This is a genomic window from Enterococcus sp. AZ177 (assembly GCF_050544585.1).
GTDB classification, from domain to species: domain Bacteria; phylum Bacillota; class Bacilli; order Lactobacillales; family Enterococcaceae; genus Enterococcus_L; species Enterococcus_L plantarum.
The window spans coordinates 2531711-2547943 of record NZ_CP172944.1 but is presented as its reverse complement, the minus strand read 5'-3'; the positions used below and the strand labels follow the sequence as shown (position 1 = coordinate 2547943).

Here is a 16233-nt window from a genome sequence, read left to right as displayed (position 1 = left end):
ATGTTTGACGGTTATAAAGAAACAGTTCTTTTCTTTAAAAAATACTTCGATTGACGTAAAATGAAAGGGAATAGAAAAATACGGCAATCATGGCGAGGATAAAAAATGTTGATTGAACTGATTATAGTACTGACCGTTTTTACCTATGGCAGTAATTTTATTTTATATCTGATTCTTAGAACAAAAGAAAAAATTCAAGGAATCGAAAAACTCTCGATCTTTTTTGGAGTAAATATGACGATTTTACTTTTAGATGGGGTCTTTTTATTTGTTGGTAAAGCAATTGCAAATAATAGCGTGGCTGTTTTGGAGTAAGCTTTGAAAGAGTGAAGAGAGAATTTAGCATTGGTTTGTTCTTTTTTAATGAAAACTCGGCTAAAAGTCCTATATGAATGACTCAGAATTTCTGATAAGGTACAATAGAAAGAAACAAGTGGAGGGTAAATGATGGCAAAAATCATGATTATAGAAGATGAAACAACGATTCGCCAGTTGATTAGCGAAGAGTTGCAAAAGTGGCAATTCGATACATTTGGGACGACAGACTTTAATAATGTTTTAGAAGATTTTCAGCGTGAAGATCCTCAATTGGTATTATTGGACATTAATCTTCCCGTTTTTGATGGCTACTATTGGTGTCAAAAAATCCGTGAAATTTCTAAAATTCCAATTATTTTTATTTCTAGTCGAAATACGAACATGGATATGATCATGGCGATGAATATGGGCGCAGATGATTTTGTCACCAAACCATTTCAAATCGATGTGTTGATTGCTAAAATCAATGCACTTTTACGCCGTTCATATAATTATTCTGAAGTAGGCAGTGAAATCATGTCTCATAATGGTATTACATTGAATGTTGATAATGGGAGTATGGAAATCAATGGCGAAGTGATTGATTTAAGTAAGAATGAATATCGACTGTTGTATATTTTGATCAAAAAACACGGGAAAATTTTAACGAGAGAGAAATTGTTGCGCGCCTTGTGGGAAGATGAGCGGTTCGTTGATGATAATACCTTGACTGTTAATATCAATCGTTTGAGGAAAAAAATTGAACAAGCAGGTCTTGAAGGATATATCGAGACAAAAGTGGGACAAGGCTACATCGTACCATAGAATAGGAGAAGAAAATGACAATTGGTAAGTATTTAAAGGATCATTGGCTTCTGTTGATTGGCTGGCTATTTTTTATTGGCGTGACGTGTTTTATTTTGTGGTTATCTCCAGATATGGTCGTGAATCCATCAGTAATTGGTTATTTGGTATTATTACAAGGTTTATTTTTACTCCTGTTTATGACAATCGATTATTCATTAAAAAAACGCTGGTGGTGTTCGTTAGATATTTCAAAACAGCCGCCTTCGTTGGAGCATTATTTAAGTGAAGCCTCAAAGTCAGAAGAAATATTAGTCCAAAACTACATTAATGGCTTGTTAGTGGAACATCAGCAAATCATGCAGCAAGCAATCAATAATCAACAGGATCAAAAAGATTATATCGATTCGTGGGTACATGAAATCAAGGTTCCTTTGGCTGCGGTTAATTTGATTTTACAATCGATCGAGGATGATGTTCCTGAAAAGAAATATTATTTAGTCGAAAATGAGTTAAGCAAAATCGATGAGTATGTGGAACAAGTTCTTTATTATGCTCGATTGGACAGTTTTTCTAGGGATTACTTGATTCAAGAATATTCATTAAAAGAAATCGTTCAATCGGTGATCCGGACACAGGGGAATTATTTTATTCAAAAGAATTTGCGTTTTTCAATAGAAGGAAATGACCAAATGATCCTGACGGATGCAAAGTGGGTTGCCTTTATTTTCAAACAATTAGTCAGCAATGCAATCAAATATACACCTGCTGGTGGGGAAATCGTCGTGACATTGTCGCGTACTAAAGATGGTGCGTGGTTATCATTAAAAGATACTGGAATTGGTATTCCAAAAGAAGATCAGCGCCGTATTTTTGACAAAGGTTTTACTGGAGAAAATGGTCGGACGAGTGAGCAACATTCAACTGGGTTAGGGTTATACTTGGCGAAAAGTTTAGCAGATAAGTTAGGTCATCATTTGATGATGGAATCAGTGGAAGGTGAAGGAACAACGATGAAGTTGTTGTTTCCGTTTTTGAGTTATTTTAATGAGAGAAGATAATAGGCGTGTTGAGAAATAATTGGTTTATTTCTCAACATTATTTTTTTTAATGAGAGAGACCCTATCGATTTTTTTCTGTATTATAGTTGGAGACCGGGACATCACTCTATGAGTTACGACCCAGCCACAAGGAATCCGAATAAACGGTGAGAGCAGAAGCAACTCCTTCGTTCGTGAATTCCTTCTTATTTTTTGGAGTTAAACACGTCTGTCCTAACTTATTTTTTATAGGAGTATATCATGGAAATAATAGTGTCTTTGATCCCGCTATTTGCTTAGGGCAGTATTGGTCTTATAAGCGATAAAATGGGGGTCATCCTCTTAACTTTAAGTAGAATCTATTTACTCGGTGAACGCAAGTCTAAAAAAGAAATGAGATCTGTCATAATTGGTTGCTTATTTGTTATTTTAGGTGGTATTCTTTTAGAGGATATGAAAGTGTAAATGTCCTATTTACGCTTATTTTTATGTAAAACTTTTGCACTTATTATGACTAGAAAATGGATTGATTTATTGGAGGAAAAGAAATGTCGATGTTTCGAAAAAAAGAGCTGACAGCCGTTTCAAGTGAGCCGAGTTCAATGAAAAAAGATTTAAAGACAATCGATTTGATCATGCTTGGGATCGGTGCCATTGTTGGAACAGGAATTTTTGTCGTGACAGGAGTTGCTGCTGAACAATATGCTGGACCTGCATTGTCACTTTCGTTTTTGGTAGCAGCAGGAGCAATTGTTTTATCAGGTTTATGTTATGCAGAGTTTGCTTCAAGAATTCCCGCAATTGGCGGTCCTTATGCGTATATGTATGTTGTATTTGGGGAGTTGGTCGCTTGGATGACGGGGTGGCTAGTGATTTGTGAATTCTTTCTAGCAGTTTCTTCAGTCGCTTCGGGTTGGTCTGGTTATGTACATGGCTTTTTGAATAGTCTTGGGATCAATGTGCCTAAAGCCTTAAGTGGCGCATACAATCCGGCGAAGGGTACGTATGTTGACTTGATTGCAATGTTGGTGCTTTTAGCTGTTATGTTCTGGGTTTCTTTAGAAACAAAAACGGCTTTACGTTTAAATAATGTGATGGTTTTTGTTAAGTTTGGTATCATTGCACTTTTTGTAGCTGTCGGTATTTTCTATGTGAAACCCAACAATTGGCAACCGTTTATGCCTTTTGGTTTTTCTGGAGTCGTCAGCGGTGCCGCGGTTGTTTTCTTTGCTTTTTTAGGGTTTGATGCAGTAAGTATGACAGCAGAAGAAGTTAAAAATCCACAAAAAGATATCCCTAGAGGAATTATTGGCTCGATTATCATAGCCACCGTTTTATATGTGATTGTGACATTGATTTTAACGGGAATTGTCCCATTTGATGCATTAGGTGTGAAAGATCCAGTCGCCTTTGCTATGCGTTTTGTCCAACGTGACGGTGTGGCAGGAGTCATTTCTGTTGGCGCGATTCTAACACTTTTAACGGTGACAATCTCAATGATGTATAGTCTAGCAAGAATTATTTATGCGATCAGTAAAGATGGTTTATTGCCTAAATTTATGAGCAAGATCGATGAAAAAAATCGTACACCCAAAAATGCAACCTATGTAGCGGGTGTGTGTACAATGATTTTTGCGGGAGTCGTTCCGATGGAGCTATTGGCTGAGCTAACGAATATTGTGACGTTAATGTACTTGATCGTGATGGCGATGGGAATTATTCGTTTGAGAAAAGTGGCTGGAGATCCTAAACCAGGAGAATTTAAAATTCCGTTTGTTCCATTTGTTCCAATTTTATTGGTCATCGTTAGTATTGGTTTGATGGTACAATTACAAGCAGCAACTTGGAAAGCTTTCGCAATAGCGCTGGTTTTAGGGTTTGTTATTTATTTTACGTATGGGTATAAACATAGTAATGAAGGGAAAATCAAAAATTAAACGTAAAATCAGTAATCGAAAGGATTGCTGATTTTTTTCTGTCTTTTTCCTGAATCAAGGATTTAGACTGTAAATCACGATTCGTTTACAGTATAGTGATAGTAAATAGTGAAAAAGGAGAGGATCAAACGCATGACCTATCGTATTGAACGGGATTCAATGGGAGAAATTCAAGTGCCGAAAATGGCACTTTGGGGAGCGCAAACCGAGCGCAGCCGCCAAAATTTTAATATAGGTATAGAAAAAATGCCGATAGCTCTTATTCATGCGCTAGCATTGGTAAAAAAGAATGCGGCTAAGGCAAATGAAGCAAGTGGAAAGTTGGATACGACAATTAGTCAAGCAATCCAACAAGCAGCAGATGCAATCATTAATGGTGAGGTAGATGAGCAGTTTCCGCTATCTTTATGGCAGACTGGTAGTGGGACTCAAACAAATATGAATGTTAACGAAGTCATTGCTCATTTAGCGGCTAAAGCGGATGTGATGGTTCATCCTAATGATCATGTCAATATGTCCCAAAGTTCAAATGATGTTTTCCCAACAGCGATTCATGTAGCCGCTGTTCAGTTGATGGAACAGCAGTTATTCCCAGTGATGAAACAACTGATTCAAACATTAAAAAAACTGGAAAGAGAAAATGAAAAAATTGTAAAAATAGGAAGAACTCATTTACAAGATGCAACGCCGGTGACATTTTCTCAAGAAATCAGTGGTTGGCGTTCTGGTTTTGAACATAGTTACCAGATGCTAGATTTGACGTTATTTGAACTGAAACAATTGGCGCTTGGAGGCACAGCAGTGGGAACTGGGCTAAATGCATCAAAAGAATATATCGAACGATTTTTTAAGTCTTTGAATGAAGAGACAAATAATCAATTTATAGAAAATCCTAATAAATTTCATGGATTAGCAAGCAAAGATGCTGTTGTTTTTACATCAGGAGCATTAAAGGCGCTCGCAGCTAATGCGATGAAAATGGCTAATGATATTCGCTGGATGGCGAGCGGACCAAGGAGTGGTTTAGGAGAAATCTCGATTCCTGTAAATGAACCGGGTAGTTCGATTATGCCAGGGAAAATCAATCCAACGCAATGTGAAGCCTTGACCATGATAGCAATTCAAGTCATGGGAAATGATACAACGATTGGCATTGGTGCTTCACAAGGGAACTTTGAATTAAATGTCTATATGCCGGTAATAGCGTATAATTTGATTCAAAGTATTGAATTGCTAGCTGATGGATTGCGTTCGTTTGAGCAAAATTGCTTGGTGGGCATTAAAGCGAATCAGGAAAAAATGACAGCATATGTGGAACAATCGTTGATGCTTGTAACAGCTTTAAATCCTCATATCGGTTATGATAATGGCGCAAAGATCGCTAAAAAAGCTTTTGAAGAAAATACAACGCTAAAACAGGCTGCTTTAACTTCTGGCTTAGTGACAGAAGAAGAATATGATCGATGGGTCAAACCAGAACAGATGCTAGGAAAATAAATAACGTTCATTTGGAAAGGAATTGGAAAATTATGGCAGATATTTATGAAGAAGCATTAAAAGCACACGCTCAGTGGCGTGGGAAAATCGATATTCAGTCAAAAGTTGAAGTAAAAACGAAAAAGGATTTATCTTTAGCCTATACACCAGGTGTAGCTGAACCTTGTAGACAAATTCATAAAAATCCAAATTCGGTCTATGACTATACTTGGAAGGGCAATACGGTAGCCGTTGTGACGGATGGTACAGCAGTTCTTGGGTTAGGGGATATAGGGCCTAAGGCAGCTTTACCTGTTATGGAAGGCAAAGCATTATTATTCAAAGAATTTGCAGGAATTGATGCAATTCCGATTTGTTTAGATACGAAAGAGCCGAAAGAAATCATCAACATCATCAAAGCAATGGCACCAACCTTTGGCGGGATCAACCTGGAAGATATCTCTGCTCCTCGCTGTGTAGAAATCGAACGTACGTTGATAGAGGAACTAGATATTCCAGTCTTTCATGACGATCAGCATGGCACCGCAATCGTAACGATTGCAGCATTGATTAATGCATTGAAAATTGTAAATAAAAAAGTCGATGAAATCAAAGTCGTTGTATCTGGAACCGGTGCTGCTGGCAGTGCAATCATAAAAATGTTGCATCATTTTGGAGTAAAAAAGATTATTGCGTTCAATATTGATGGCGCATTGTCTAAGACAATGGATAGACCAATGAATTTTTTAGAAAAAGAAATGGTAGAAATCACGAATCATGAAAACTTCAATGGTTCTTTAGAAGAGGCGATGGCAGGAGCAGATGTTTTTATTGGTGTTTCCGCACCTAAATTGGTTTCAAAAGAAATGGTTGCTTCAATGAATACGGGAGCTATCGTATTTCCAATGGCTAATCCAGAATCAGAAATTGCCTATCAAGACGCAATTGATGCTGGAGCGGCTGTCGTCGGAACGGGCCGTTCAGATCATCCGAATCAAATCAATAATGTTTTAGCTTTCCCTGGTTTGTTTAAAGGAGCCTTTGTAGCAAATGCTACAAAAATCACTGAAAATATGAAGTTAGCAGCAGCAAAAGCAATTGCTGAAATCATTCCAGACTCAGAGCTTACGAGTGAGTATATTATTCCATCATCTTTCAACAAAGAGTTAGTGGATGTTATTATTCGAGAAGTCGCTGAAGCTGCTATACAAGATGGTGTTATAAGAGCTTAAACAAAAAGGCAATTCGAAGTTTCCATCAGTTTTTTGTAAGGTGAAGCTGGTGGAACTTTTTTTATATAGAGAAAATAAAAGGATTTCTAGTTCAATAAAGCCAAATGTGGTATACTACTTAGGAGTAAATTCAAGAGAATGCTAGAAGGAGGATGTTTCTACATGTCAGAAAAAGAAACATTTTATATCACCACCCCGATTTATTATCCAAGCGGACAACTACATATTGGCAATTCATATACAACAATTGCCTGCGATGCGATGGCCCGATACAAACGCTTGATGGGCTATGACGTATTTTACTTAACAGGTGTGGATGAGCATGGACAAAAAATTGAAAATAAAGCCTCGGAATTAGGCGTTACACCAAAAGAATACGTCGATAAAATGGCGGCAGATGTTCAAAAGCTATGGAAAACACTTGATATCAGCTACGATAAATTCATCCGTACAACAGATGATTACCATAAAAAAGCGGTTCAACAAATTTTTGATCGTTTATTAGAGCAAGGTGATATCTATCTTGGCGAATACGAAGGTTGGTATTCGGTTTCAGATGAAGAATACTTTACTGAAACACAATTAGCAGAAGTCTATCGCGATGAAGATGGTAAAGTAATCGGTGGGAAAGCACCGAGCGGACATGAGGTAGAATTAGTTAAAGAGGAATCCTATTTCTTCCGTATGAGTAAATATGCGGATCGTTTATTAGCGTATTACAATGAACATCCAGAATTTATTCAACCTGAATCACGTAAAAATGAAATGATCAACAACTTCATTAAACCAGGTTTAGAAGACTTAGCGGTGTCACGTACGACATTTTCATGGGGGATTCCTTTATCCAATGATCCAAAACATGTAGTTTACGTTTGGATCGATGCGTTGTCAAATTATATCACCGCATTAGGTTATGGCTCCGATGATGACAGCTTATTTAAAAAATATTGGCCAGCAGATGTCCATATGGTCGGAAAAGAAATTGTCCGTTTCCATACGATTTATTGGCCTATTATGTTGATGGCCTTAGATTTACCATTACCTAAGAAAATTTTCGGTCACGGCTGGTTATTGATGAAGGACGGTAAAATGTCTAAATCTAAAGGCAATGTCGTGTATCCAGAAATCTTAGTGGATCGTTACGGCCTAGATGCATTACGTTATTATTTATTGCGCGCGATTCCTTTTGGTAGTGATGGTGTCTTTACACCAGAAGATTTCGTTTCACGTTTGAATTATGATTTGGCGAATGATTTAGGAAATTTATTAAACCGTACGATTGCTATGATCAATAAATATTGTGGTGGGCATGTCCCAGCGTATGCCTCAAAAGTTACGCCATTTGACAGTGAGTTATCTACAACTGCGGCGAATGTGATTGGTAAATATCATGAAGCCATGGAAAAAATGGAATTTAATACAGCAATTGCTGAAGTTTGGACGTTAGTTTCGCGTGCCAATAAATACATTGATGAAACACAACCTTGGGTTTTAGCGAAAGATGAAGAGAAGAAAAATGAATTGGATAGCGTGATGGTTCATTTAGCTGAAAGCTTGCGCATCGTGGCTATTCTTTTACAGCCCGTCATGACGGAAACCCCAGCAAAAATCTTTGAACAATTAGGACTAGATCCTGAAACAATGAATATGGAAGCAATTCATTTTGGTGAATTTCCAACAGAAATCAAAGTGATCGCAAAAGGAACCCCGATTTTCCCGCGCTTGGAAATTGATACGGAAGTTCTTTACATTCAAAAGAAAATGACTCAAAATACTCAAACAACGACAGAAGAAATCAAATGGGATCCAGAAGAAACCGAACTTGTTTCAACAAAAGAAAAGGAAATCAAGTATGAAGATTTTGATAAAGTTGAGTTAAAAGTAGCTGAAGTCATTGATTGTAAAAAAGTCAAAGGCGCAGACAAATTATTGCAGTTCCGTTTAGATGCAGGAGATGGACAAGATCGTCAAATCCTCTCTGGTGTTGCAGAATTTTATCCAGATCCAAGTGCTTTGATTGGAAAAAAAGTCGTAATCGTAGCGAACTTAAAACCAAGAAAAATGCGAGGACAGATTAGTCAAGGTATGATTCTTTCCGCTGAATCGCCAGAAGGCAAACTGCAAATCGTTGATGCACCAAAAGAAATGCCAAATGGAGCAGTAATTGCGTAAAAAAGTTTAAATATAAACGGTCCACAGGCGGTATCCTTAGTCATAGGGATTACCGAAACTGTGGTCGTTTTTTTTCTGAAAAAAGAAATAAATGCACATAACTTTAAAAAATAATGAATCGATTATGTGAACAATTTGAAGAATATGATAATAAATTATATCAAAAAGATATCATTTATTGTATCATTATTTTGTACCAAAAAAATTGAGTAAGAAAATAAGGAGAATGTTTGATGAAAATGAAGAAGTACATGTTGGGGATCATTACAGGAGTCGTAATCTTTTTATTAGCAGCTTGTGGATCAGATCCAAGAAAAGAGTTTACCAAAGAGCTGTTTAATACCAAGAGCGATGCATACAACGCCGCGAGTTTTAAGATGAAAATGAAAGATTTGACATACGATGGTGATGATGGCGGAGCCTACGTAAAAATGATCGCCAGTCAGTTAAAAGATATGAGTATTGATGGAAAGTATGCGATCGATGATAAAAAAGATACGATGGAAATGGAAATCACAGCGAATCTATTTGGCGAAAAAATACCATTCCAATTTGTTGGGAACAAAGATAAATACTACATGTCTACTAGTTTTGTCTCGGGTATGCTAGATTTGGCAAATTCATTTAACTATCCAGTTGAGCTTAGCAAAAGTGAGTTGAACAAACTAAAGGGGAAATATATTGATATTGCTGAGGCTGGTGAGACGCTTACTTCAGGTGAACTGGATAAAAAAACAGACTCGCTTAAGAATAAGACCTTCACCAATGCAGAAAATTCTAAAATGGGTCGAGAAATGAAAAAACTGATCGAAAGCTTCGACAAAAAATCATTTACAAAAGACAAAGATAGCGTGACACATACGTTTACAAAAAAAGAAATCATCCAAATGTTAGAAAAAATCGATGAAGTTGCAAAAGAAGATAAAGAGTACCAAAAATCAAGTGATGCAAAAGATGTGAAAGAGGCTATCAAGTCATTAAAAAATGATTTAGATAAATTGGACATTAAAGTCAGCATCAATCATAAGACTAAAGCGTTTGATATGGAAATGTCTATGGCAGCTGCTGATAAGGATGATGCTAAAATGAGTATTGTTATGACCGTTTCTGTTACTCCTCAAAAAAATGACCAAAACATCAAGATGCCAACTAAGAAGGAAGTCATCAGTCAAGATGAATTAAAGGATATTTTATCGACTATCACTGGTGTTGGCTCAGATGAATCTGACATGGATTCTGACTTAGATATAGAGGATGATTCGATCAATTATGATGATTTGAAAGATAATCCGGAGATTCAAAAAGTGATGGACGAGGAATTAAATGAAATGCTCAAACAAATCGAAGCCAATCCAGGCATTATAACAGAAGAAAATGCCAATGAATTGCGTGAAGGTGTGAAAGATATTTTCAACGAAGAGCAAATGAAAAAATTAAATGATGTATTAGAGCAAGCTTTGAGTGCTGGAACCGTTTAAAATAAAATTAGTAAATAACCATGGTGAAATTGCCCAAGGAAATTAGATTAAGTTACCATACAAAGGAGGCTAGGACAGAAGCGTTTAATCCCGAGAAATAAGAAGGGATTGCTTCTGCTCCCACCGTTTATTCGCATTTAAGGTGTGATACAAAAGTGATTTTTACTTTTGTATCACACCCTTTTTTGATGATAGACTACTAAAATCTTAATTTTTTATTTGATTTAATTCTGCGGAAACGAGTCGGTAAAAGCATGATCAATAGCGCATAAGGCACGCTGATGATCGACCAAGTCAAGGTTCGGCTCAAACTGTTGTTTTTGTACAACCAATTAAGTAAAAAATGTAGTCCTAATAGACTAAATGCAACAAACATCAAAACCAAATACTTCGGTTCATCTTTACTGATGGCTCGGAAGATTCCACCGATTAGAGGGACTAAATAAAAATAAGCACTCGTTAATGATATCCGCCAACTTTTTGCGATAGTTCCAAGATTTATCAAAAAAAATACAAGAGAAAGCACGAGGCCTAATGGTGGGAAAAACGCGATTAAAACTGAATAAATAGCGCCCCATAAAAGCATCAATGGTCCCTTCACAACAGCTACGATAGCTATAAAAATTGTTATCAAAAGAAATTGTTGTGTCATCGTCCCATAAGCTAAGAGACCAAAGAGAATCAGTAATAACCAATGCCAAATGGTATTGACCTGAGGTTTCCGTTGAATTGATACGTTCTCTTGAATCGTTGATTTTAAAAAGTCAGATTCTTCAAAGAAATTTTTCAACACACACACACTCCTATCAAATTGAAAATCAGACTGGAATTAAGTTTACTGCTGAATAGGTAAAAAAACATCGGGCTAAAGTCGGTCTTTTAGCTCGATATTTTTAAGAATTCATTAAATAGCATGGATCGATTACTTAGACGAAAATAACTCAGAAATCTCCCCAATGTAAGGTAGAAAGACCTGCTTCATTCCCCGAGAAATCGCTGTATAAAGAATTTTCTTCTCTCTGTCCGTTGTCCCATAATGAGCTGCTGAAGGATTATGAATGATCACATTATCAAATTCAAGCCCTTTCGCCATATCAATGGAAAGAACTTGTGTCTCAATAGCATTATTTTTTTGTAGAAGTTGTTGTTTCAATAAGGCTGCTTCAGCCGCTGTTTTGGTAATTACCACAGTATCTTCCACCGTTGCCAATGAATCCAAAAGAGAACTAAGTGTATCTAGATAACTCGCTTCATCTTCACACGAAATAAATGTCGGTTTTTCGCCATCTTTTCGGATAGAAACAATCTTGAGTTTCTCATGATTTGTCACTAACGTTTGGAAGAGCTGTGTGATTTCTTTGCTTGAACGATAGCTATTCAATAATTGATACGAAGTAACAGAACGATTGGAAGCAGATAATAACTCTTTCAAATCAATAAAACTGATTGAGGTATTAAAAATCGCCTGATTTTCATCTCCAGCTAAAGTAAAGTTCGCTTGTGGGAACAATTTAAGCAATAAAAGTACTTGTGCTTCAGTATAATCCTGTACTTCATCTACCAAAATAAACGCCATTTGTCGATTGGATAAATCTTCAATAAACTTATCTTTGAGCAGTAATAAAATCACCACTTCATCTGCAGTATAAGCTTTTGTCACTCGTTTGTAGGAATCGTGTTGATACGTTTGGTACAGTGCTTCAAAAAGTAACCAGTGATCAAACCACGCAAAATCAGCAATCGAATCCACTACTTTGCGGTATTTTTGTTGCAATCGTTGAAGAGCAAACTCCGCTAATTGTTCCTCATCTTCTTCGGTAAAAGTTGTGTCGAAATAGCGTAATTGTTCCGCTTCAGTCAAGTCTTGCATCTGATCGATCATTTGTTTAGATTTTGATTGCTTAATCAAATAACGATGCCACAAACTTGACAGTTTTTCTTTTGTTGCTGAAAGTCGATCTCTGATTGATAAATTTGTTGGGGTTTCTTGATAAAGACTAAAAATCAGTTCGGCAGAAAATATAGGTTTGCGTTTGAATACAATCGGCTGAAACAACGATTGTTGAATGAGAGATGCATCTTGGAAATCTTGAATGAATGACACAAATTTTTGTGACTGAAGGACTCTTTGTTGAGCATTGACCTCTTCATCTGTTATTCGTTTAAAGTAGTCTGATTCACTTTCAACCGGTGCTTTTTCACGAAAAGTAAATTTAAGAAATTGCAACAACGTCAAATTCAATGGATTACGCTCACCTAAATTCGGCAATACCTGAGAAATATAATCGATAAATGTTGAATTAGGAGAGAGCAGTAAAATATCGTCGGCAGTAATTTTGGTCCGATGATTATAAAGTAAATAAGCAATTCGTTGCATGATTGCAGACGTTTTCCCACTGCCGGCAATGCCATTGACCAAAAGCAAGGGATGGCTTTCATCACGGATGATCTCATTTTGTTCTTGTTGAATCGTCGTCGTGATATCTTTCATATATTGAGAAGAATCAGCCTCAAGTGTATGAAGTAAAATATCATCCTGAATCGCAAGGCTGGTATCAAAAAAGTTGATCAAACGATCTTCCTCAAGAATCAATTGTCTTTTCAAATTTAAGGTAACAGGAATTTCATTGTTGCTGACATGATAATTGCTGTCGCCTAAAACATTATTGTAAAAAAGAGAAGCAATCGGTGAACGCCAGTCGTAAATTCGTGATTCTCCATCCAAATTGGTAAAATCATTCATGCCGATATAAAAAACGTCACGATCCGCACCATCATCTAAAAAAGTCACATCGATTTTTCCAAAATAAGGGACTTGAAGTAGGCGTTCGACTTTTTCTAATTGTTTAGCCGCAGTTGCCTGCTGCAAATTCAATTGATCGAGTTCTCTATTTTTCATTTCCATTACGGCAAATGTCTCTAAGTTATCAGAATAACTGTCGAAATTTAGTTTAGTATCACCGCTAAATTGGTCTAATACTGATTGTCCTGTCATATTAACATCATCAATAGCGGTTTGATAGACCTCTTTTGCTTGGGTCAATTCCTCGTAAACTTGGTGCAGATGCTGGGTTTCTTGTGTACGCTCGTTTGACATATTGGTTCCTCCTGACATAAATTGCCGTGACCGAATAGTATAAGCTATTTTATTGAATAAAGCAATTATATAAAGCTAATAATTTATCGGTGCTGTCCATTCAGATTTTAGTTAAAATGTGATAAAGTATAGAAGATAGAGGAGGGGTTTACGTGATTTTTGATTCTCATACCCATTTAAATGCAGAACAATTTAATGAAGATATTCCAGAAACCATTCAACATGCGAAAGAATTAGGTGTAACGGAGATGGCGGTGGTTGGTTTTGATACACCAACAATCGAAAAATCTTTAGAACTTAGTCAACAATATAAAGAAATCCAAAGTATTATTGGTTGGCATCCAACCGAAGCTGGCAGCTATACGCCAGAAATCGAAAAAAAACTGCAGCAATTGTTAACAACACCAAAAGTAGTAGCCCTTGGCGAAATCGGCTTAGATTATTATTGGATGGAAGATCCAAAAGAAGTACAAGATCGTGTGTTTCGTCGTCAAATCGCGATCGCTAAAGAGATGAATCTACCAATCAGTATCCATACAAGAGATGCGATGGAAGATACGTATAAGATTTTAAAAGAAGAAGATATTCGAGATATTGGTGGAATCATGCACAGTTTTAGTGGAGATCCTGAATGGATGGCAAAATTTTTAGAGATGGGGATGCATATATCTTTAAGTGGTGTTGTAACGTTCAAGAAAGCATTAGAAGTGCAAGAGGTCGCTAAAGCAGTTCCGTTAGATCGTTTATTGGTTGAAACAGATGCACCGTATTTAGCACCTGTACCCTATCGAGGCAAACGCAATGAACCAGGCTATACTCGTTATGTAGTGGAAAAAATCGCAGAACTGCGAGAAGTTTCCTTTGATGAAATAGCCAGACAAACAACAAATAATGCTCATCGTTTATTCAGGTTAGCCGAATGACGGACAAGTTAAGAATTGAAGAAATTATTGTCGTTGAAGGGAAAGACGATACGAGACGAATCCAAGAAGTTGTGGATGCAGATACGATCGAAACGATCGGTTCAGCAATCAATGAGGATATTTTAGAACAAATTGAACATGCACAAGAAACACGCGGTGTGATCATTTTCACTGATCCAGATTTTTCAGGTGAAAAAATTCGTAAAACAATCATGGAAGTTGTGCCTGATGCCAAGCATGCGTTTCTCTCTCGCCAGCTTGCTGCACCTAAAAAAAGAGGGAATAGTTTAGGGGTGGAACATGCTGATGATGAAGCAATTTTAGAAGCATTGGAAAAAATTGTGACACCTGTCAATGAAGCAGATGATTATCAAGAAATCCCTAGACAAACGCTGATCGAATATGGTTTAATAGCTGGGGCTCATGCGAAAGAACGTCGAGAAAAATTAGGAGACGAATTGCGCATTGGCTATACAAACAGTAAACAATTAACGAAACGCTTAAAAATGTTCCGTATCACAGAAAAAGAATTAATAGGCGTGATGAATAAAATAAACGTATTACCTAGTGAAAAATCGGAGGAATCAATTTGACAGAATATAAAGAAATAGCCACACCTTCAAGAACCAAAGAAATATTGAAGAAATATGGCTTTTCATTCAAAAAAAGTTTAGGTCAAAACTTTTTAACAGAACCGAATATCTTACGTAAAATCGTCGAGACTGCAGGAATCGATACACAAACCAATGTGGTAGAAGTAGGTCCTGGAATCGGGGCCTTAACAGAACAGCTAGCCAAAAATGCTGCACACGTTTTAGCATTTGAAATCGATGATCGCTTGATTCCTGTTTTAGAAGACACGATGAGTCCTTATCAAAATGTCACAGTTGTCCACAATGATGTCCTGAAAGCAGATTTAGTAGGAACAACCAAAGAAGTTTTTGAACAAGAACTTCCTATCAAAGTCGTGGCTAATTTACCATACTATATTACGACACCAATCATGATGCACTTTTTAGAATCTGATTTAGCTGTACAAGAAATGATCGTCATGATGCAAAAAGAAGTCGCAGATCGCATCTCTGCTAAACCAGGAACAAAAGCATATGGCTCGTTATCGATTGCTGTTCAGTACTTTATGGAGGCAAGTATCGCATTTATTGTACCGAAAACTGTATTTATTCCGCAACCAAATGTTGATTCTGCCATCATCAAATTAATCAAACGAGATAAACCAGCTGTCGAAGTAACCAATGAAAAAGAATTTTTTAAATTGACAAAAGCATCGTTCCAATTGCGCCGTAAAACATTATGGAACAACCTGATTCATTTTTACGGAAAAGATGATGAAACAAAAGCGTGGTTGACTAAGAGTTTAACAGAAGCAGAAATCGATCCTTCACGTCGCGGAGAGACCTTGTCATTAGTTGAGTTTGGCCGTTTAAGTAATACGTTGGAAAAAAATCGTTAAAAGAATAGTGTAAAAAGTGGGGTGAGAACAGTCAAGGGGTTTTCTTACCTCACTTTTTCGTTTAACTCAGTAAGGATTATTAAAAAAGCGGTATTAATTTTCGGCTGTATGGGTGTGTGACAAAAGTAAGCATCACACCCTAAATGCGAATAAATGGTGGGATTAAATGCTTCTGTCCACAGCTCCTGTGCTTTACAGATTCAAAAAAGTGAAGGATCATGACGATTCTCTGCCTGCTTAAATTCAACGTGTAGACGAAGTAATACCAGCAAGACCTCCGATTGTTCGATACGATATTGAAAATAG

Annotated in this window: 13 protein-coding genes and 1 pseudogene; 12 read left to right on the top strand and 2 right to left on the bottom strand. The window is 36.8% G+C overall.

The window, feature by feature from the left end:
- Window positions 1-108: 108 nt before the first annotated feature.
- The 9 genes and pseudogenes from IGJ34_RS12575 to IGJ34_RS12535 all read left to right on the top strand — a co-directional run bounded on the left by IGJ34_RS12575 (window position 109) and on the right by IGJ34_RS12535 (window position 10436).
- Window positions 109-315: a hypothetical protein gene (locus tag IGJ34_RS12575; RefSeq protein ID WP_205634358.1), complete on the top strand. Its 207-nt coding sequence runs from the start codon at window positions 109-111 to the stop codon at window positions 313-315.
- A 132-nt stretch (window positions 316-447) separates the two neighbouring features.
- Window positions 448-1122, top strand: coding sequence for a two-component system response regulator SapR (gene sapR / locus IGJ34_RS12570; RefSeq protein WP_069654400.1), 675 nt, complete (start codon window positions 448-450; stop codon window positions 1120-1122).
- 14 nt (window positions 1123-1136) lie between these two features.
- Entirely contained in the window at window positions 1137-2162 is a 1026-nt protein-coding gene (gene sapS, locus IGJ34_RS12565) for a two-component system sensor histidine kinase SapS (protein ID WP_069654401.1), read from the top strand.
- A gap of 306 nt (window positions 2163-2468) precedes the next feature.
- Window positions 2469-2606: pseudogene (locus IGJ34_RS12560) on the top strand (GRP family sugar transporter); the annotation flags it as partial.
- A gap of 83 nt (window positions 2607-2689) precedes the next feature.
- Window positions 2690-4078: an amino acid permease gene (locus tag IGJ34_RS12555; protein ID WP_206835727.1), complete on the top strand. Its 1389-nt coding sequence runs from the start codon at window positions 2690-2692 to the stop codon at window positions 4076-4078.
- 132 nt (window positions 4079-4210) lie between these two features.
- A complete protein-coding gene (gene fumC, locus IGJ34_RS12550) occupies window positions 4211-5575 on the top strand; it encodes a class II fumarate hydratase (RefSeq protein WP_430597587.1) in 1365 nt (454 codons plus the stop codon).
- 32 nt (window positions 5576-5607) lie between these two features.
- Window positions 5608-6786 (top strand): NAD(P)-dependent malic enzyme, encoded by a 1179-nt coding sequence (locus IGJ34_RS12545; RefSeq protein WP_069654414.1) that lies wholly within the window; start codon window positions 5608-5610, stop codon window positions 6784-6786.
- Window positions 6787-6948: 162 nt separating this feature from the next.
- Window positions 6949-8958: a methionine--tRNA ligase gene (metG, locus tag IGJ34_RS12540; RefSeq protein WP_206835732.1), complete on the top strand. Its 2010-nt coding sequence runs from the start codon at window positions 6949-6951 to the stop codon at window positions 8956-8958.
- Between the two features lie 233 nt (window positions 8959-9191).
- Complete coding sequence (locus IGJ34_RS12535; RefSeq protein ID WP_206835735.1) at window positions 9192-10436, top strand: hypothetical protein; 1245 nt, start codon at window positions 9192-9194, stop codon at window positions 10434-10436.
- A gap of 199 nt (window positions 10437-10635) precedes the next feature.
- Here IGJ34_RS12535 and IGJ34_RS12530 read toward each other — a convergent pair whose 3' ends face one another.
- Both IGJ34_RS12530 and IGJ34_RS12525 read right to left on the bottom strand, forming a co-directional pair.
- Complete coding sequence (locus IGJ34_RS12530; RefSeq protein ID WP_430598539.1) at window positions 10636-11226, bottom strand: hypothetical protein; 591 nt, start codon at window positions 11224-11226, stop codon at window positions 10636-10638.
- 132 nt (window positions 11227-11358) lie between these two features.
- Complete coding sequence (locus IGJ34_RS12525; protein WP_430597586.1) at window positions 11359-13533, bottom strand: HelD family protein; 2175 nt, start codon at window positions 13531-13533, stop codon at window positions 11359-11361.
- A 152-nt stretch (window positions 13534-13685) separates the two neighbouring features.
- On the opposite strand from IGJ34_RS12525, the gene IGJ34_RS12520 reads away from it, so the two are divergent.
- From IGJ34_RS12520 to rsmA, 3 genes are read left to right on the top strand one after another with little or no spacing between them, the layout of a single operon-like run.
- On the top strand, window positions 13686-14456 hold the full coding sequence (locus tag IGJ34_RS12520) for a TatD family hydrolase (RefSeq protein WP_069654408.1): 771 nt from the start codon (window positions 13686-13688) through the stop codon (window positions 14454-14456).
- Entirely contained in the window at window positions 14453-15049 is a 597-nt protein-coding gene (rnmV, locus tag IGJ34_RS12515) for a ribonuclease M5 (protein WP_206850641.1), read from the top strand. Before IGJ34_RS12520 ends, rnmV begins: the two co-directional genes overlap by 4 nt.
- Window positions 15046-15927, top strand: a complete 882-nt coding sequence (gene rsmA / locus IGJ34_RS12510; protein WP_430597585.1) for a 16S rRNA (adenine(1518)-N(6)/adenine(1519)-N(6))-dimethyltransferase RsmA — start codon at window positions 15046-15048, stop codon at window positions 15925-15927. The genes rnmV and rsmA overlap by 4 nt, the downstream gene beginning before the upstream one ends.
- The last annotated feature ends 306 nt before the right edge of the window (window positions 15928-16233 follow it).

Bases quoted from the DNA above. Each gene is read 5' to 3' on its own strand.
- sapR (WP_069654400.1), top strand. From the start codon at position 448: ATGGCAAAAATCATGATTATAGAAGATGAAACAACGATTCGCCAGTTG.
- rnmV (WP_206850641.1), top strand. From the start codon at position 14,453: ATGACGGACAAGTTAAGAATTGAAGAAATTATTGTCGTTGAAGGGAAA.
- IGJ34_RS12535 (WP_206835735.1), top strand. From the start codon at position 9,192: ATGAAAATGAAGAAGTACATGTTGGGGATCATTACAGGAGTCGTAATC.
- IGJ34_RS12545 (WP_069654414.1), top strand. From the start codon at position 5,608: ATGGCAGATATTTATGAAGAAGCATTAAAAGCACACGCTCAGTGGCGT.
- sapS (WP_069654401.1), top strand. From the start codon at position 1,137: ATGACAATTGGTAAGTATTTAAAGGATCATTGGCTTCTGTTGATTGGC.
- IGJ34_RS12525 (WP_430597586.1), bottom strand. From the start codon at position 13,533: ATGTCAAACGAGCGTACACAAGAAACCCAGCATCTGCACCAAGTTTAC.
- IGJ34_RS12555 (WP_206835727.1), top strand. From the start codon at position 2,690: ATGTCGATGTTTCGAAAAAAAGAGCTGACAGCCGTTTCAAGTGAGCCG.
- fumC (WP_430597587.1), top strand. From the start codon at position 4,211: ATGACCTATCGTATTGAACGGGATTCAATGGGAGAAATTCAAGTGCCG.
- metG (WP_206835732.1), top strand. From the start codon at position 6,949: ATGTCAGAAAAAGAAACATTTTATATCACCACCCCGATTTATTATCCA.